The following is a 15,279-nucleotide window of genomic DNA, read 5'->3' as shown; positions in this document are numbered from 1 at the left end:
ATGACCTTATGAAAATCGCTTTAATCGCGCACGATAAGAAAAAGGATGATCTTGTTCGTTTTACTCTTGCGTATAAAATGATTCTAGATCCACACGAACTTTTTGCAACTGGTACAACTGGTAAGCGAATTATTGATGAAACGGGATTAGACGTGCACCGGTATCAATCAGGACCTCTTGGTGGAGATCAGCAGATTGGCGCTATGATTGCAGAAAACGATATGGATGCAGTGATTTTCTTTCGAGATCCCCTCACAGCACAGCCTCATGAGCCTGATATAACTGCTCTTATTAGGCTTTGTGATGTATACGATATCCCGCTAGCAACAAATATGGGCAGTGCAGAGATTCTTGTACATGCCCTTGCTAGGGGAGAATTGGATTGGAGAGAAATTGTACATGGAAGAAATAACACTTGATATACTTGCGTTCGGAGCTCATGCTGATGACGTTGAGATTGGAATGGCTGGAACATTAAAGAAACTTGCCGACGAAGGTAAACAGACGGGGATTTGTGATTTAACCGAGGCAGACCTATCATCTAATGGGACCGTGTTTATACGGCACCATGAAGCAAGGAATGCGGCAGAAATCTTATCTGTTAAAACGAGGGTGAATATGAAGTTTCCTGACCGTGGATTGACGATCTCTGATGATAAAGTTTCTTCCCTTGTTAAATTAATACGCCGCACAAAACCTAAGGCTATTTTTGTTCCATATCCAGAAGACCGCCATCCTGATCATGGGCATGCTGCTCGTTTAGTTGAAGAAGCGGTTTTTTCAGCTGGAATCCGAAAATACAATCCTGAATTAGGATCTGCTCATAAAGTAAGTCAGGTCTATTATTATTTTATTAATGGATTTCACCGCCCTCAGTTTACAATTAATATTTCACATCAAATAGAAGCAAAGAAACAGTCTCTAGAAGCCTATGAAAGTCAATTCGTTCTAAGTAACGGAAGCGTCTCAACTCCACTAACGAATGGCTACGTTGAGAAAGTAATCAATCGTGAATACTTATATGGCAAAGAATCTGGAGTAGATTATGCGGAAGGGTTTATCGCAAAGAATCTGTTATGTATGGAAGAATTTCCGTTAGGAGAAAGCAAATGACACTTAAAATTGGTATTACCTGTTATCCAACTGTCGGGGGTTCTGGAGTGATCGCAACTGAGCTTGGTAAAATGCTTGCTGAAAAAGGGCATGAAGTCCATTTTATTACGAGTAGCGTTCCTTTCCGTTTGGATACGTTCCACCCGAATATTTATTTTCATGAAGTTGAAGTAAATCAATACGCGGTTTTCCGTTATCCTCCGTATGATTTAACCCTTGCAAGTAAAATGGCAGAGGTTATTCAAAGAGAAAACCTTGATCTGCTTCATGTACATTATGCTGTTCCGCATGCGGTCTGTGCTTTTCTTGCTAAAGAAATGGTGGGAGGAGACATAAAAATTGTGACAACGCTCCATGGTACGGATATTACCGTGCTTGGCTATGATCCTTCCTTAACACAATTGATTCGATTTGGGATTGAAAAATCTGATCGAGTTACAGCTGTGTCAGATGATCTCGTTGAACAAACGCATCGGCTCCTTGAAACAGATAAAGAGATCGATACAGTGTATAACTTTGTTGATGAAAGGATTTATTATCCAAAAGAGCCTGCCGATTTAAGGAAAACATACAGTATTTCGGAAGAGGAGAAAGTGATTGTTCATATTTCAAACTTTAGAGCAGTGAAACGTGTACCGGATGTCATTAAGGTGTTCCATCGTATTCAAAATGACATGCCAGCGAAGCTGCTACTCATAGGAGACGGTCCTGAAATTCAAGTTGCCTGTAAACTCGTTAATGAACTTGGTTTGAAAGATAAAGTGAAATTTCTTGGTAAACAAGAAAATGTCGCTGAAATTCTTTCAATTTGTGATTTGAAATTATTGCTTTCTTCGAAAGAAAGCTTTGGGCTTGTTGCACTTGAAGCGATGGCTTGTGGAGTTCCAGCCATTGGTACGAACATTGGGGGAATCCCAGAAGTGATCGAACATGATGTGAACGGTTTTATTGCAGAAGTCGGTGATATAGATATGATTTCTTCTTACGCAAAGCAGTTGCTATCGGACGACGCTCTGCATGAGAGAATGAGTACGGCAGCTGTAAAAGCTGTTGAAACGAGATTTGCTTCACAACGGATTCTAGAACAATATGAAGCCATTTATTATAAAACACTTCAAGGGGCATTGACTTGATTGACCTAAAAGGGGAGGCTTACAACACATGTATGGAAGTGCTTCACATCCTAACTGAAGATGGATTTGAAGCCTACATTGTTGGAGGAGCTGTGAGAGATGCTTTACTAGGTATACCTGTTGCTGATTTTGATATTGCTTCGTCTGCTAAACCGGAAGAAGTAATGAGGCTATTCAATAAAGTTGTACCTACTGGGATTGATCATGGCACCGTGACAGTCATCTATAAGGAGTTATCTTTTGAAGTGACAACGTTCCGCTCTGAAAAAGGTTATCGGGATTTTAGACATCCATCAGCAGTATCATTTCTTGGAACGATTGAAGATGACCTAGGACGGCGAGATTTTACTATAAATAGCATGGCTCTTTCAATAAAGGGGGATGTGATTGATTTATACGATGGTCTAGATGATTTGAAGCGTCGCCTTTTACGCACTGTAGGAGATCCCGCTGAGCGTTTTCAAGAGGATGCTCTACGTATGGTAAGAGCGCTTCGGTTTCAAAGTGTCCTGGACTTTTCGTTGGATAAAGAAACGGAAGAAGCGTTAATACTGAACGCGCCTCTCCTTAAGCGTGTGGCGATTGAAAGAATTCAAATTGAGATAAGCAAATTGTTGTACGGAAAGGCTGTTCATTCAGCCATCAATCAGCTTGTCCAAGCACGTTTGCATCAAATTTTACCAGGACTCCAAAACTTAGAGAAATGGCTTGAAGAGACAAGGTACCTGCACTATCTGGCTTCGGAAGAAGAGAGATGGGCTTTTCTTGCGCGGACTACAGATGATCCCGTTCGATTTCTTAAAGAATGGCGCTTACCAAATCGGATCGTTAAAAAGGTCGAATTTCTATTAAGGAATGTCGATCTTGTTAAAAGAGAGGGCTGGAGCAGGTGGCGCATATACGAAGCTATACCCGAAGTAAGGTCATGCGAACGGCTTTTATCCGTTTTTGAAAAGCGCACACCAAATCTTTTAGAAGTGGATCGAATCGCTTCAGAACTAGTGATAACATCAGCCGAAATGCTCGTTGTGACTGGAGAAGAATTGATTAAATGGAAGGGTACAAAGCCCGGGCCATGGGTTGGAGAAGCTCTTAAACAAATTGAGCATGCTGTAATAACAGAAGAGATAAAGAATGAGAAATTCAGCATTAAAAGGTGGCTTGAACAGTGGCAGACTCAATAAGGCAGCGCCTGCTGCAAATGCTTGAAGAACATGCAGAATCATATGTTTCTGGTCAAATGATCAGCGAAACGCTTAATGTATCTAGAACAGCCATTTGGAAACATGTATCTGAACTTCGTAAAAACGGATATGAGGTTGAGGCTGTTCAGAAAAAAGGTTATCGAATTGTTTCTAGACCAGATATGTTAAGTAAAGAAGAAATCAGCTTAAAGTTAACAACAGATTTTCTTGGCAAAACCATTTACACCTATCCTACTGTCGAATCGACCCAGTTTATTGCGCATGACTATGCGCATAAAGGGACAGCAGACGGTACGATCATTGTTGCTGATGAGCAAACAGCGGGAAAAGGAAGACTTGGACGTTCGTGGCATTCTCCACCTGGGAGTGGTATTTGGACAAGCATTATACTTCGTCCAAAATTACCGCCTCAAAGGGCCCCTCAATTCACTCTTATCGCAGCTGTTAGTGTTGTCCATGCCATCCGTAAACAAACAGGGCTTGAAGCAGAAATTAAATGGCCAAATGATATTCTCATAGATGGAAAAAAAGTAGTTGGAATCCTAACGGAACTTCAAGCAGAAGCTGATCAAATTAAATCAATTATTATTGGAATGGGTATTAACGTCAATGCCACAAAAGAAGATTTTCCAGAAGATTTAACGACAGCTACCTCCCTTAGGATTGAATTAGGAAAAGAAATAAAGCGCTCAGTGTTATTAGCTGCTATCTTAAATGAACTTGAAACGCTCTATGAAGAGTACTTAAATAACGGTTTTAGAATGATCAAGCTACTTTGGGAAAGTTATGCCGTCAGTCTTGGTCGAAGAATTAAGGCGAGAACTCTGAATGGTGTGATTGAAGGTCTTGCGAAAGGAATAACAGAAGAAGGGGTACTCCTTTTGGAAGATGAAAGTGGTAAGATGCATTACATTTATTCAGCAGATATCGAAATTTGTTAACTATAGCTGATGATTTCTGCTATACTAACAGATGTAAGGGTGGTATCCGGATGGAGCCGCACCAATCGTAACTTCAAAAAAATAATCTGCCTTGATCCATATGGACTGGGACAGAGGGATGAGACCGATACAGTAACCTCCTGAAGATGGAGCGTTGCAGCTAGTCTATGTTGTCATAGACTGATGGGATACCCCTGTCTGCTGCAATTCCATTTCAGGAGTTTTTTTGTGCGGTATTCCTCTGAATAAAGGAGGAAAAGATATGAAAACAACGAGTGATTTTAGAAAAATGAAAGCAAATCAAGAACCAATTGCTATGCTTACGGCATATGATTATCCCTCAGCTAAGTTAGTAGAAGAAGCTCATATTGATTTGTTATTAGTCGGTGATTCACTTGGAATGGTGGCGCTCGGCTATGACTCAACTATTCCAGTAACGATGGATGATATGGTCCTTCATACAAAAGCGGTTAAGCGAGGCGCCCCAAATACTTTTATCGTTACAGATTTACCGTTTCTCACTTATCATAGCAGCGTTTCTGAAACGCTTTCTCATGCTGGTCGATTACTTCAAGAAGCAGGAGCTCACGCTGTTAAACTTGAAGGTGGTGGAGAAGTTATCCATCATATTCAAAAGTTAACTTCAGCTGGAGTGCCAGTGATGGGGCATTTAGGATTAACTCCGCAATCAGTAGGTGTTCTTGGGGGATATAAAGTACAGGCAAAAGAGTCAGAAAGTGCCGGATTATTAGTAAAAGAAGCGAAAGCTGTTGAAGAAGCTGGAGCATTTGCCCTAGTACTTGAATGTGTGCCGCAACAGCTGACTGAAATTGTATCTAGCGAGCTTTCTATTCCAGTAATAGGGATTGGAGCAGGGGTCAAAGCTGATGGCCAGGTACTCGTTTATCATGATTTGATCGGATATGGTTCTGGTCATGTACCTAAGTTCGTCAAGCAATATGTTAACGTGTCTAACTTAATTCATAAAGCTGTTGAACAATACGTTTCTGATGTAAAAGGAAGTCATTTTCCCGAACAAAAACATTCATTTAATATGAAAGAGGAGCAGCTTTCAGGAATGTATGGGGGAACAAGGCTATGAAGATTATAAAGACTATTAACGAAATGCAATCATTCTCAAAACAAGCGATGAGATCAGGACAGAAGATTGGTTTTGTACCAACCATGGGTTATCTTCATGAAGGGCATATGAGCCTTGTGGGAGAAGCTGTGAAGCAAAATGATTGCGTTATCATGAGTGTGTTTGTGAATCCACTTCAATTCGGTCCGAATGAAGACTTTGATCGCTATCCCCGAGACCTAAAGCGAGATGAAGAACTAGCAAGTCAGGCAGGAGTAGATGTTTTATTCTACCCTGATGTAACGGAAATGTATCCGAAGGAGCGTACGACAAAGCTAACCGTTCAAGAACGTGTTAATACATTATGTGGTGAATCTAGACCTGGTCATTTTGATGGCGTAGCTACAGTCGTTTTGAAATTGTTGCAAATTACACTACCTGATAGAGCTTATTTTGGTATGAAGGATGCTCAACAAGTAGCTGTGATAAAAGGGCTAGTCGATGACTTTAATGTACCTGTTGAGATTATCCCTTGTCCTATCATTAGAGAGAAGGATGGGCTTGCCAAAAGTTCAAGGAATGTGTATTTAACACCAACCGAGCGGAAAGAAGCCATTCAACTTTCACGAAGTTTAAGTGCTGCTTCAAAAGCACTTAGTGATGGCGAAATAAATCCGGAACGAATTAAAGACATCGTTTCAACTTACTTAAGCGAAACTTCTGGAAGTATTGATTATGTAGAAGTGTTAGCCTACCCTGCATTAGAGAAGGTACATGTGATAACAGAAGACGTTATCATAGCGGTTGCCGTTCAATTCTCTGCTGCAAGGCTAATTGATAATATTGTAGCGCTAAAAAGCGAAATAGCGATAGGAGTGTAGAACATGTTTCTAACAATGATGAAGGGGAAAATTCATCGAGCACGTGTGACAGAAGCAAATTTGAACTATGTAGGAAGCATCACAATAGATGAAGATATTATCGAAGCGGTTGGTATGCTACCGAATGAGAAAGTTCAAATCGTTAATAATAATAATGGTGCAAGGTTGGAAACGTATATTATTCCTGGGGCAAGAGGGTCAGGTGTAGTTTGTTTGAATGGTGCTGCAGCTCGTCATGTTCAAGAGGGCGATGTCGTCATCATTGTCGCTTATGGGATGATGAGTGAAGAAGAAGCCAGAAACTTTACGCCTCGTGTTGCGATTATGGACGATCACAATACGATCATCGATATGATTGGGGTAGAGCCTGAGGCGACTATATTATAAATACCTACGCTCTGGACTTTGGTCCAGGGCTTTTTTTTGAAGGGCCATCCTAGTTTTACTCCTTTCAAATCATATCCTCACAATCGAATCTATCGCATTTTCGTGGATTCTTATCTCATGTTATAAGAAATTATTTTCCGTTCCATAGAAAAAATGATAAAGTTAGTAAGGTGACCGCTTGAACGGTTTAAGCAACTGAGGTGAAAACGTATGAATCGATATACAATTATAGATTTTGAAACAACTGGTAATTCCCCCAAAAACGGGGATCGCATTATTCAAATTGGACTTGCTGTTGTAGAGGATGACACGATCGTTGACCGATATGCTTCGTTTGTTAATCCTGAAAAACCACTACCGTTATTTATTCAGCAGCTGACAGGGATAACGGATGAAGATCTTAAAGATGCGCCACTATTTGAAGAAGTCGCACCTGAACTTCTTAAACGTCTTGACGGTGCTTATTTTGTTGCGCACAATGTTCGATTTGATCTTAATTTCATGAATGCACAGCTTGATTCAAGTGGATATGAGGCTTTTACTGGACCAACGCTCGATACAGTAGAACTTGCACGAATCCTCTTGCCTACAGCAGAGGCCTATAAATTATCTTCACTAGCAGAGTTTTTAGAAATCCAGCATGATAATCCGCATCAAGCAGATAGTGATGCGGAGGTAACAGCGGAGCTTTTGCTTTATCTATTTGATAAGATGGGTGATTTACCGCTCGTAACGTTAACGCAGCTCGAGGAGCTTTCAACTCGGCTTTATAGTGATATAGAAGTAGTCCTTCATGAGCTTATTCAAGATAAGCAGAAACGGATTGAGCCTGAAGGGAATTTTGAAGTGTTTCGGGATATAGCGATTAAATTACAAGAGCAAGTAGACGAAGTTGAGTCACTTCAGAAGCGTATCGCGTTCCATGATGCCCAAAATGAATTTGAGGAAAAAATGTCTAAGATTATCCCCGGTTTTGAAGTGCGAGAAGGTCAAAGTGACATGATGAAGCAGGTTTCAGAAGCTTTTGAAACAAATCAGCACATTTTGATTGAAGCTGGGACGGGTATAGGAAAATCTTTAGGGTATTTATTACCTGGGGTTGTTCATGCCAAAAATACAGGTAAGCCTGTTGTTGTCAGTACGCATACAATCCAACTACAAGAACAGCTATTACAAAGAGACCTACCGTTTCTTCGTGATATTTTGCCGTTCCCTTTTAGAGCCACGATTATTAAAGGCAGAAGTCATTATTTGGATTTAACGCGATTTGAACAGCAGCTTCATCATGTAGAAGAAGATAATTATGATACGATTTTAACGAAAGCTCAAATTCTCGTATGGTTGTTAGAAACAGATTATGGGGATGTGGAGGAATTAAATCTCTCTAGTGGAGGCAAGCTTTTTTGGCAACAGGTGAAAAGCGATGCAGCTGTATCTGCAAACCACCGTTCTCCGTGGTTCTCCCGTGATTTTTACCATCGAAGAAAGCGCTTTGCGATGAATGCTGATTTAATCATCACAAATCACGCTTTATTATTTAGTGATTTAATTAACGACCATCAATTATTACCCGCTTATCAACAGGCAGTAATTGATGAAGCCCATCATCTAGAAGATATTGCTACAGAATTCTTCGGTATTAAAACGGATTACTTTTCTATCCTACAAGGGTTTGTTCGGATGGGATTAAAAGATGGTGATGGCATTTACGGAAAGGTAATTAGTATCCTCAAAAACCTTGAAATCGAAATAGATGAAACCAAAAGGGAAATTGATGCTTATGTGAAGACGATTCTTGGAGATGTAGATGAGCTTTTTCGCATGCTTCATCGTTACGTTCAGAAAAACACTCATCGTTCGAATGAAATTGGTCGATTAAGCTATCGTATTTCTGATGAAAACGGTCCTACATGGGAAGCTATTCAAGAAGCAGCTCATCGATTAGTGTTCTACTTGAAAGATTTGGATAAAGGTTTAAAGAAGGTAGAAAAAGAACTTGATTTAAAAGAAGATGAACTCACAAGAGAGCAATTGAACACTTCAGCTGATTTTAAAGGAATTCATGCTTCTGTTTTGGAGGAACTTTCAAAAGTAGATTACCTCTTACTAAACGAAAGCGAAAATGATGTGAAGTGGGTGGAGATTGATCCGAAGGGCTCATTAAATTCAGCCTTTTTGTTTAGTAGACCTGTTGAGGTAGGTTCATTACTATCAAGCGACTATTTTGGAAAGAAAAAGAGTATTTTGCTTACCTCTGCAACGCTAACTGTCAGAAATTCGTTTGATTTCATTATTAACAGACTTGGATTAGAGGAGTTTGGGCCACTTATTCACCAATATCATTCTCCATTTGATTATAGTGAACAGGCAAGGCTAATGATTCCGACTGATTTACCAATGATTAAAGATGTATCGGACAATCAGTTTGTAGACCATATTACAGAAGCGATTCTTCGAATTGCCCGCGTCACTCGAGGGAGAATGCTCGTTCTCTTTACATCTTATGATATGCTCAAAAAAGCTCACCACCGTATGAAGGAGCTCATTGTTCATGATGAGTTAACTTTGATCAGTCAGGGCGTAGATAGTGGAAGTAGAGTAAGGCTTACGAAGAATTTCAAGGAAAGTGAAGAAGCGATTCTGTTTGGTACAAGCAGCTTCTGGGAGGGCGTAGATATACCAGGCGAAGACTTAAGCTGCCTTATCATTGTTCGTCTTCCATTTTCACCACCAGATAATCCCGTTTTTCAGGCTAGATCAGAGCAATTGAAGCAGTCAGGTGGAAATCCATTTATGGAACTTTCTCTACCTGAAGCAATCATTCGATTCAAACAAGGTTTTGGTCGGCTTGTTCGATCACAGCGAGATCGAGGAGCTGTGTTTGTATTTGACCGCAGAATCATTTCTACAAGATACGGTCGTTCATTTGTAAAGTCACTCCCTGACGTTCCTCTTATGAAAGGGACAACGGAAGAATTAGTAAATGAATTAGATCTCTGGTTATAAAGCTCCACTTCATCACAAACTAATTCTACAGGAGGGTTTTGTGATGAAGAAATTACTTTTACTTAGTGCGAGCTTCCTTTTTTTTAGTTTGGCTTGCCCGGGTGCTGACGCAGCTATCCAATCTGTTGACTTACACCTTAAGCACCACGAAGTAGCCGTAACTTTTCTTGATCTATCAATTGGAGAAGCGGTTTTGATACAAGAATCAGATGGAGAGGCAATTCTGATTAATACAGGGAGTAGCCTTTCCGAAAAAGAGCTAATGAATCGACTACAGATGTACCAGGTGAAGGAGCTGAGAAAAGTTTGGCTTACGAATGCTGAGGAAGCTTATACAGGAAACTTCACTGCATTGCTCAAATATTTTGATATAGACGAAGTATTTTTATCTGATCAAGCAGAAAAGGCATTTCTTACGAAGATACCAACTCATCTACAAAAGACTAACTTAAAGATAAATCAAAAGCTTACACTGATGGATGGCGTGGATGTCGAAATTATAAACATATCTAAGGCGGGTTCTGTAACATTTGTGCTATCCTTAGGAAGTCAGGATTTACTACTGATGGGAGAAACGAATCTGGAACTAGAGGAAGAGATCGCGTCTTCCGGGAGAGCAGTAGAGGTATTGAAAGTTGCGAATTTCGGATCAGGTAATGGAACTTCAACCGAATTATTGAACGCCATCGATCCACAAATGGCCGTGATTTTTCGTCACAATAACATTGATGTAAGTGAATCAGTGCTTGAACGGTTAAGTGAAAGCTGGACTGATGTCTATTACCCATACCGAATCGGAAGCGTAACCCTAAGGATGCAACATGATCGTTATGACGTTATCACACTTCCTACTAAAGAAGTTAGATGAAAATTCGTCATAGTATTTGTTGCAAAATCCCGTAACTTATTTAAAAATAGGAATAGAAAAGAAGCCGTCCTATTTTCTTATAGAAAAAGTGTCTCATATCTCCAAGAGGGATCAATGAATCGCATGAAACCGTCCCACTAAAATAGCCTGCGCAAGGCGCAGGCACTGTTGGAAGTGGAGCAGATATAGTGCACCGTCTTTGACGGTACTTATAGTTTGTCACACCTTTTTGCATCTATAAGTAGTAAATTTATCCCTGAGTGAGAAAACGTCTCTATAAAAGGATTGGCAGCTTAAAACACATACTATAGGGAGATGACAGCAATGGAAAGCAACATTGAAGTATTGTCGACTGTGAAGGTTAGTAAATCCCTCGATATTTACAAAATTGTTGATTCGTTAAATCGCACCTTAAAAGAAAAAGATTTAATGTTTGGACTTGCACTTGATGAAGAAGATCAGGACCAGATGATTTTTACAATCTATCGTACATAATAGGGTGAGCGAATGCGAGTAATAGGAATAATTGCAGGCGTGATTTTAGCAGTTTTGATCTGGCAAGGCATTTCATTTTATTCTTCCGTAACCGATCAACCTGATCGGCTAGAAGAAAAAGCGATTGAGAGAGCTGAATCGGAATCGGTGATAGAAAAAGTTGATGAAGCGGTTCAATATCATGGTACAAATAGTGCATATGTTGTCTTAAAAGGTAGCGATGCAGATGGAGATCAGGTTTATGTTTTCGTGCCACGAAAGGATGGGGCGCTTGTCACAAAGAAAATAGAAGACGGCGTTACGTTAGAAGCCATCAAAAAGAAGCTTTCTGAAGAATTTTCTCCACAAGAAGTCATTAATATTAAACCAGGTATTGAAATCAATCAAGAAGAGAAGCAAGTGCTTGTATGGGAAGCCACATTCATTGATACCGACAACCGCTATACATTTGCATATTATTATTTTAGTAATGGTGAATATTGGCGATCTCGTTCAATAAAACAAAGTTAATGTGATTAAGGGAGGAAGAGAAATGAATTTATCTAAACGTGTAGCAGCTCTTACACCGTCTGCTACACTTGAAATAACTGCAAAAGCAAAAGCATTGAAGGCTGAAGGACATGACGTTATCGCATTAGGTGCAGGTGAACCAGATTTTAATACACCATCTCACATTCTTGAAGCAGCGAAGAAAGCAATGGATGAAGGGTTAACAAAATATACTCCTTCTGGAGGCATTCTTCCTCTAAAAGAAAGCATTATCGCTAAATTCCAAGAAGATCAGAATATAACGTACAAAGCTGATGAAATTATTGTATGTACAGGAGCGAAGCATGCTCTCTACACATTGTTCCAGGTAATACTAGATGAAGGTGATGAGGTTATTATTCCTACACCTTACTGGGTTAGTTATCCTGAACAAGTTAAGCTTGCTGGAGGCAACCCGGTTTATGTAGAAGGTAAAGAAGAGCAGTCATTTAAAGTGACAATTTCTCAACTTGAAGCAGCGGTAACGTCCAATACAAAAGCTGTGATCATTAATTCTCCTTCTAATCCAACAGGATCGATCTATACACCTGAAGAGCTTAAGCAAATAGGTGCATTCTGTTTAGAGCATGACATTCTCATTGTTTCTGATGAGATTTATGAAAAGCTTGTGTATGCTGGAGCAGAACATACTTCTATCGCACAGCTTTCACCTGAATTGAAGGATCAAACGATTATTATTAATGGTGTATCCAAATCCCATTCCATGACAGGTTGGAGAATTGGTTATGCTGCAGGGAGAAAAGAGATCATTAAAGCAATGACAAACCTTGCAAGCCATTCCACTTCAAATCCAACTTCCATTTCCCAATATGCAGCTCTAGCAGCATATGAAGGGTCACAGGAGCCTGTTAGTGAAATGAAAGAAGCATTTGAAGGTAGATTAAACACCGTTTATGAACAATTAAATGCGATACCTGGATTTACATGTGTGAAGCCACAAGGAGCATTCTATCTTTTCCCTAATGCTAAAGAAGCGGCAGAGAAGACAGGTTTTGATTCTGTTGATGCGTTTGTAAAAGGCCTTCTTGAAGAAGAGAAAGTAGCGCTTGTGCCTGGATCCGGCTTTGGTTCACCTGATAATGTTAGGCTTTCATATGCAACATCACTTGATGTGATTCTTGAAGCTATAAATCGAATTGAACGATTTGTTAAAACGAAACAGACAGTTTAAGCAAGTTGTTGTATGGCCAAATAATCGGTATAATAAGAACCGAACAATAGATTCATCTATTTAAACAAATTAATTCATGGCGCTATTCTCCTATTGTATAAAGAATGTGCGCCAATTTTTTCTAATTAGTTGGAGGGAAATAAGAAGTGAAAACAACGATTTCTAACGTAAATAAACAGGTTGAACAAACCGTTACAATTGGAGCCTGGTTACATAATAAACGTTCAAGCGGAAAGATCCAGTTTCTTCAGCTTCGCGACGGAACGGGATTCATTCAAGGCGTTATGGTTAAGAAGGAAGTAACAGAAGAAGCATGGGAAGCTGCTAAGAATTTAACTCAAGAATCCTCAGTATGGGTGACAGGAGTTGTCCGTGAAGATGATCGTTCACAATCAGGATATGAATTAACTGTTACTAACATTGAATTAATTCATGAAGCTGTGGATTATCCAATTACGCCAAAAGAGCATGGTACAGAATTCTTAATGGATAATCGTCACCTTTGGATTCGCTCTAGACGCCAAAACGCTATTCTTCGCATTCGAAATGAGATTATTCGTGCAACTTATCAATTCTTTAATGAAAATGACTTCGTTAAAATTGATCCGCCTATTCTAACAGGGAGCTCTGCAGAAGGTACAACAGATCTTTTCCATACAAAATATTTTGAAGAAGATGCTTATCTATCACAGAGTGGACAACTTTATATGGAAGCAGCAGCTATGGCTTTTGGACGCGTCTTTTCTTTTGGTCCAACATTCCGAGCTGAAAAATCAAAAACGCGCCGTCATTTAATCGAATTTTGGATGATTGAGCCTGAGATGGCATTTATGAATCATGACGAAAGTCTTGAAGTTCAAGAGCAGTATGTTAGCTTCCTTGTAAAATCTGTATTAGATAATTGTCAACTTGAGTTAAAAACACTTGAACGTGATGTTTCGAAACTAGAAGCGATTCAAGCGCCATTCCCTCGCATTTCTTATGATGATGCGATTACGCTATTGAAAGATAAAGGCTTTACAGATATTGAATGGGGCGAAGATTTCGGTGCTCCTCATGAAACTGCAATCGCTGAAAGCTTTGAGAAACCAGTGTTCATTACTAATTATCCTAAGGACATTAAGGCGTTCTATATGAAGCCTGATCCTGAGCGTGAAGAAGTTGTTCTATGCGCTGATTTAATCGCTCCAGAAGGTTATGGTGAAATCATTGGAGGTAGTCAGAGAATTGATGATTTAGCACTTATGGAGCAGCGATATGAAGAACATGGTCTTACAGACGATGCATATAAATGGTATCTTGAACTTCGCCGCTATGGTTCTGTTCCACATTCTGGTTTTGGTCTTGGATTAGAACGAACTGTGGCATGGTTATCTGGTGTGGAACATGTGCGTGAAACAATTCCGTTCCCACGTCTTTTAAATAGACTATATCCGTGATAAACTAACAAAGCTGACGCTTCTTTCAATGTGAAAGAAGCGTCTTTATCTGATGAAAAAGCCGTAGGTTAAAGCATTTCACGAAGTGAAGATGGATAAGATTAGAAGATGAGAGGAAAAAATGGTATGTACGTGAAAGTACATAGCCAGATTTTTCTACTCCCATCACAAAATGCCGGCGTGCTATAATGAAAGGTAGAGGTGGATGGGATGAAGAAGGAACACATCATTCAAATCATTAATGAAGGTCATGTTTCAGTACCAAGGCTCTTGCTCAATTACTATGTTAGCGTTGGTTTACATGAAGAAGATGCCTTCTTTTTAATTAGACTACACAGTTTTATTGAACGGGGGAATTCTTTTCCAACACCGGAGGAACTTGCCCAAGCAATGACATATTCACCACAAGCTTGTCTAGATAAAATACAGCAGCTTATGCAAAAAGGTGTTTTAACGATCGAGGAACACCAGAATGAATCGAAGAATTATTATTCTGAAGTCTATTCGCTAATCCCGTTGTGGGAGCGAATTTTTAAGGCGATCGAGCAAGAAGAAGCAGAGAAGGCTGCTGCGAAAAACGATGAGAATGAAGAAAGTCTTTACACGTTGTTTGAGCGTGAATTTGCAAGGCCACTTTCCCCCATTGAATGCGAGACGCTTGCCATGTGGATAGATGGTGATAAGCATGATGCTGAGTTAATTAAAGGGGCGTTAAAAGAAGCTGTTCTTGCTGGAAAGCTAAACTTTCGCTACATTGACCGCATACTCTTTGAATGGAAGCGAAACGGCATTAAGACATTAGAGCAGGCACGTTCCTACGGAGAGAAGTTTAGAAAGCACCAATATGATAAAAAAGCACCTGCTAAGCCTGATGTGAAGAAAGATTCAGGTCAGAGTGCTCCTATATATAACTGGCTTGGAAGATAGGTCATATGTAAAGCGGAAGTGTTGCTTCCGCTTTTTGTTTATGAACAAATTAAAGCCTATACTAGACATAAGAAAGGAAGACG

The 15,279-nt window shown here is 39.8% G+C and carries 15 protein-coding genes; all 15 read left to right on the top strand.

Features of this window, described 5'->3' with window-relative positions; genetic code table 11:
* Positions 1 to 8: 8 nt before the first annotated feature.
* The 15 genes from mgsA to AC0VYO_RS12860 all read left to right on the top strand — a co-directional run bounded on the left by mgsA (position 9) and on the right by AC0VYO_RS12860 (position 15,196).
* Entirely contained in the window at positions 9 to 419 is a 411-nt protein-coding gene (mgsA, locus tag AC0VYO_RS12930; protein WP_194221901.1) for a methylglyoxal synthase, read from the top strand.
* On the top strand, positions 400 to 1,113 hold the full coding sequence (gene bshB1, locus AC0VYO_RS12925) for a bacillithiol biosynthesis deacetylase BshB1 (RefSeq protein ID WP_430243052.1): 714 nt from the start codon (positions 400 to 402) through the stop codon (positions 1,111 to 1,113). Before mgsA ends, bshB1 begins: the two co-directional genes overlap by 20 nt.
* Positions 1,110 to 2,246, top strand: coding sequence for an N-acetyl-alpha-D-glucosaminyl L-malate synthase BshA (gene bshA / locus AC0VYO_RS12920; RefSeq protein WP_475367674.1), 1,137 nt, complete (start codon positions 1,110 to 1,112; stop codon positions 2,244 to 2,246). The genes bshB1 and bshA overlap by 4 nt, the downstream gene beginning before the upstream one ends.
* Positions 2,243 to 3,430 carry a CCA tRNA nucleotidyltransferase gene (locus tag AC0VYO_RS12915; RefSeq protein WP_430243049.1) on the top strand — a complete coding sequence of 396 codons (1,188 nt, stop codon included), beginning with the start codon at positions 2,243 to 2,245 and terminating at the stop codon, positions 3,428 to 3,430. Before bshA ends, AC0VYO_RS12915 begins: the two co-directional genes overlap by 4 nt.
* Positions 3,415 to 4,392: a biotin--[acetyl-CoA-carboxylase] ligase gene (locus AC0VYO_RS12910; RefSeq protein ID WP_283154068.1), complete on the top strand. Its 978-nt coding sequence runs from the start codon at positions 3,415 to 3,417 to the stop codon at positions 4,390 to 4,392. Before AC0VYO_RS12915 ends, AC0VYO_RS12910 begins: the two co-directional genes overlap by 16 nt.
* Before the next feature lie 262 nt (positions 4,393 to 4,654).
* The gene (gene panB / locus AC0VYO_RS12905; protein WP_430243048.1) at positions 4,655 to 5,494 is read left to right on the top strand and encodes a 3-methyl-2-oxobutanoate hydroxymethyltransferase; all 840 of its coding nucleotides are present in this window, start codon (positions 4,655 to 4,657) and stop codon (positions 5,492 to 5,494) included.
* Positions 5,491 to 6,354: a pantoate--beta-alanine ligase gene (gene panC, locus AC0VYO_RS12900; RefSeq protein ID WP_475367673.1), complete on the top strand. Its 864-nt coding sequence runs from the start codon at positions 5,491 to 5,493 to the stop codon at positions 6,352 to 6,354. The genes panB and panC overlap by 4 nt, the downstream gene beginning before the upstream one ends.
* Before the next feature lie 3 nt (positions 6,355 to 6,357).
* Complete coding sequence (panD, locus tag AC0VYO_RS12895; protein ID WP_430243045.1) at positions 6,358 to 6,741, top strand: aspartate 1-decarboxylase; 384 nt, start codon at positions 6,358 to 6,360, stop codon at positions 6,739 to 6,741.
* A gap of 210 nt (positions 6,742 to 6,951) precedes the next feature.
* A complete protein-coding gene (gene dinG, locus AC0VYO_RS12890; RefSeq protein WP_430243044.1) occupies positions 6,952 to 9,747 on the top strand; it encodes an ATP-dependent DNA helicase DinG in 2,796 nt (931 codons plus the stop codon).
* Positions 9,748 to 9,790: 43 nt separating this feature from the next.
* Positions 9,791 to 10,615: a ComEC/Rec2 family competence protein gene (locus tag AC0VYO_RS12885; RefSeq protein WP_475367672.1), complete on the top strand. Its 825-nt coding sequence runs from the start codon at positions 9,791 to 9,793 to the stop codon at positions 10,613 to 10,615.
* Positions 10,616 to 10,939: 324 nt separating this feature from the next.
* The gene (locus AC0VYO_RS12880) at positions 10,940 to 11,110 is read left to right on the top strand and encodes a YpmA family protein (RefSeq protein WP_098443938.1); all 171 of its coding nucleotides are present in this window, start codon (positions 10,940 to 10,942) and stop codon (positions 11,108 to 11,110) included.
* Between the two features lie 12 nt (positions 11,111 to 11,122).
* Complete coding sequence (locus AC0VYO_RS12875; protein WP_283154073.1) at positions 11,123 to 11,620, top strand: cell wall elongation regulator TseB-like domain-containing protein; 498 nt, start codon at positions 11,123 to 11,125, stop codon at positions 11,618 to 11,620.
* A gap of 22 nt (positions 11,621 to 11,642) precedes the next feature.
* The gene (locus AC0VYO_RS12870; protein ID WP_475367671.1) at positions 11,643 to 12,830 is read left to right on the top strand and encodes a pyridoxal phosphate-dependent aminotransferase; all 1,188 of its coding nucleotides are present in this window, start codon (positions 11,643 to 11,645) and stop codon (positions 12,828 to 12,830) included.
* A gap of 146 nt (positions 12,831 to 12,976) precedes the next feature.
* Positions 12,977 to 14,269, top strand: a complete 1,293-nt coding sequence (gene asnS / locus AC0VYO_RS12865; RefSeq protein WP_194221890.1) for an asparagine--tRNA ligase — start codon at positions 12,977 to 12,979, stop codon at positions 14,267 to 14,269.
* Between the two features lie 210 nt (positions 14,270 to 14,479).
* Positions 14,480 to 15,196, top strand: coding sequence for a DnaD domain-containing protein (locus tag AC0VYO_RS12860; protein WP_475365363.1), 717 nt, complete (start codon positions 14,480 to 14,482; stop codon positions 15,194 to 15,196).
* Positions 15,197 to 15,279 lie beyond the last annotated feature (83 nt).

Source organism: Anaerobacillus sp. 63XJN7_4_ISO-PGPR-S23-413 (genome assembly GCF_056173725.1).
This window is presented reverse-complemented; position numbering and strand designations above follow the sequence as displayed.

Excerpts from the sequence above, each read along its gene's own strand:
- bshB1 (WP_430243052.1), top strand. The coding sequence starts at position 400 with ATGGAAGAAATAACACTTGATATACTTGCGTTCGGAGCTCATGCTGAT.
- AC0VYO_RS12875 (WP_283154073.1), top strand. The coding sequence starts at position 11,123 with ATGCGAGTAATAGGAATAATTGCAGGCGTGATTTTAGCAGTTTTGATC.
- dinG (WP_430243044.1), top strand. The coding sequence starts at position 6,952 with ATGAATCGATATACAATTATAGATTTTGAAACAACTGGTAATTCCCCC.
- panB (WP_430243048.1), top strand. The coding sequence starts at position 4,655 with ATGAAAACAACGAGTGATTTTAGAAAAATGAAAGCAAATCAAGAACCA.
- AC0VYO_RS12885 (WP_475367672.1), top strand. The coding sequence starts at position 9,791 with ATGAAGAAATTACTTTTACTTAGTGCGAGCTTCCTTTTTTTTAGTTTG.
- panD (WP_430243045.1), top strand. The coding sequence starts at position 6,358 with ATGTTTCTAACAATGATGAAGGGGAAAATTCATCGAGCACGTGTGACA.
- panC (WP_475367673.1), top strand. The coding sequence starts at position 5,491 with ATGAAGATTATAAAGACTATTAACGAAATGCAATCATTCTCAAAACAA.
- AC0VYO_RS12870 (WP_475367671.1), top strand. The coding sequence starts at position 11,643 with ATGAATTTATCTAAACGTGTAGCAGCTCTTACACCGTCTGCTACACTT.
- mgsA (WP_194221901.1), top strand. The coding sequence starts at position 9 with ATGAAAATCGCTTTAATCGCGCACGATAAGAAAAAGGATGATCTTGTT.
- AC0VYO_RS12880 (WP_098443938.1), top strand. The coding sequence starts at position 10,940 with ATGGAAAGCAACATTGAAGTATTGTCGACTGTGAAGGTTAGTAAATCC.
- bshA (WP_475367674.1), top strand. The coding sequence starts at position 1,110 with ATGACACTTAAAATTGGTATTACCTGTTATCCAACTGTCGGGGGTTCT.
- AC0VYO_RS12860 (WP_475365363.1), top strand. The coding sequence starts at position 14,480 with ATGAAGAAGGAACACATCATTCAAATCATTAATGAAGGTCATGTTTCA.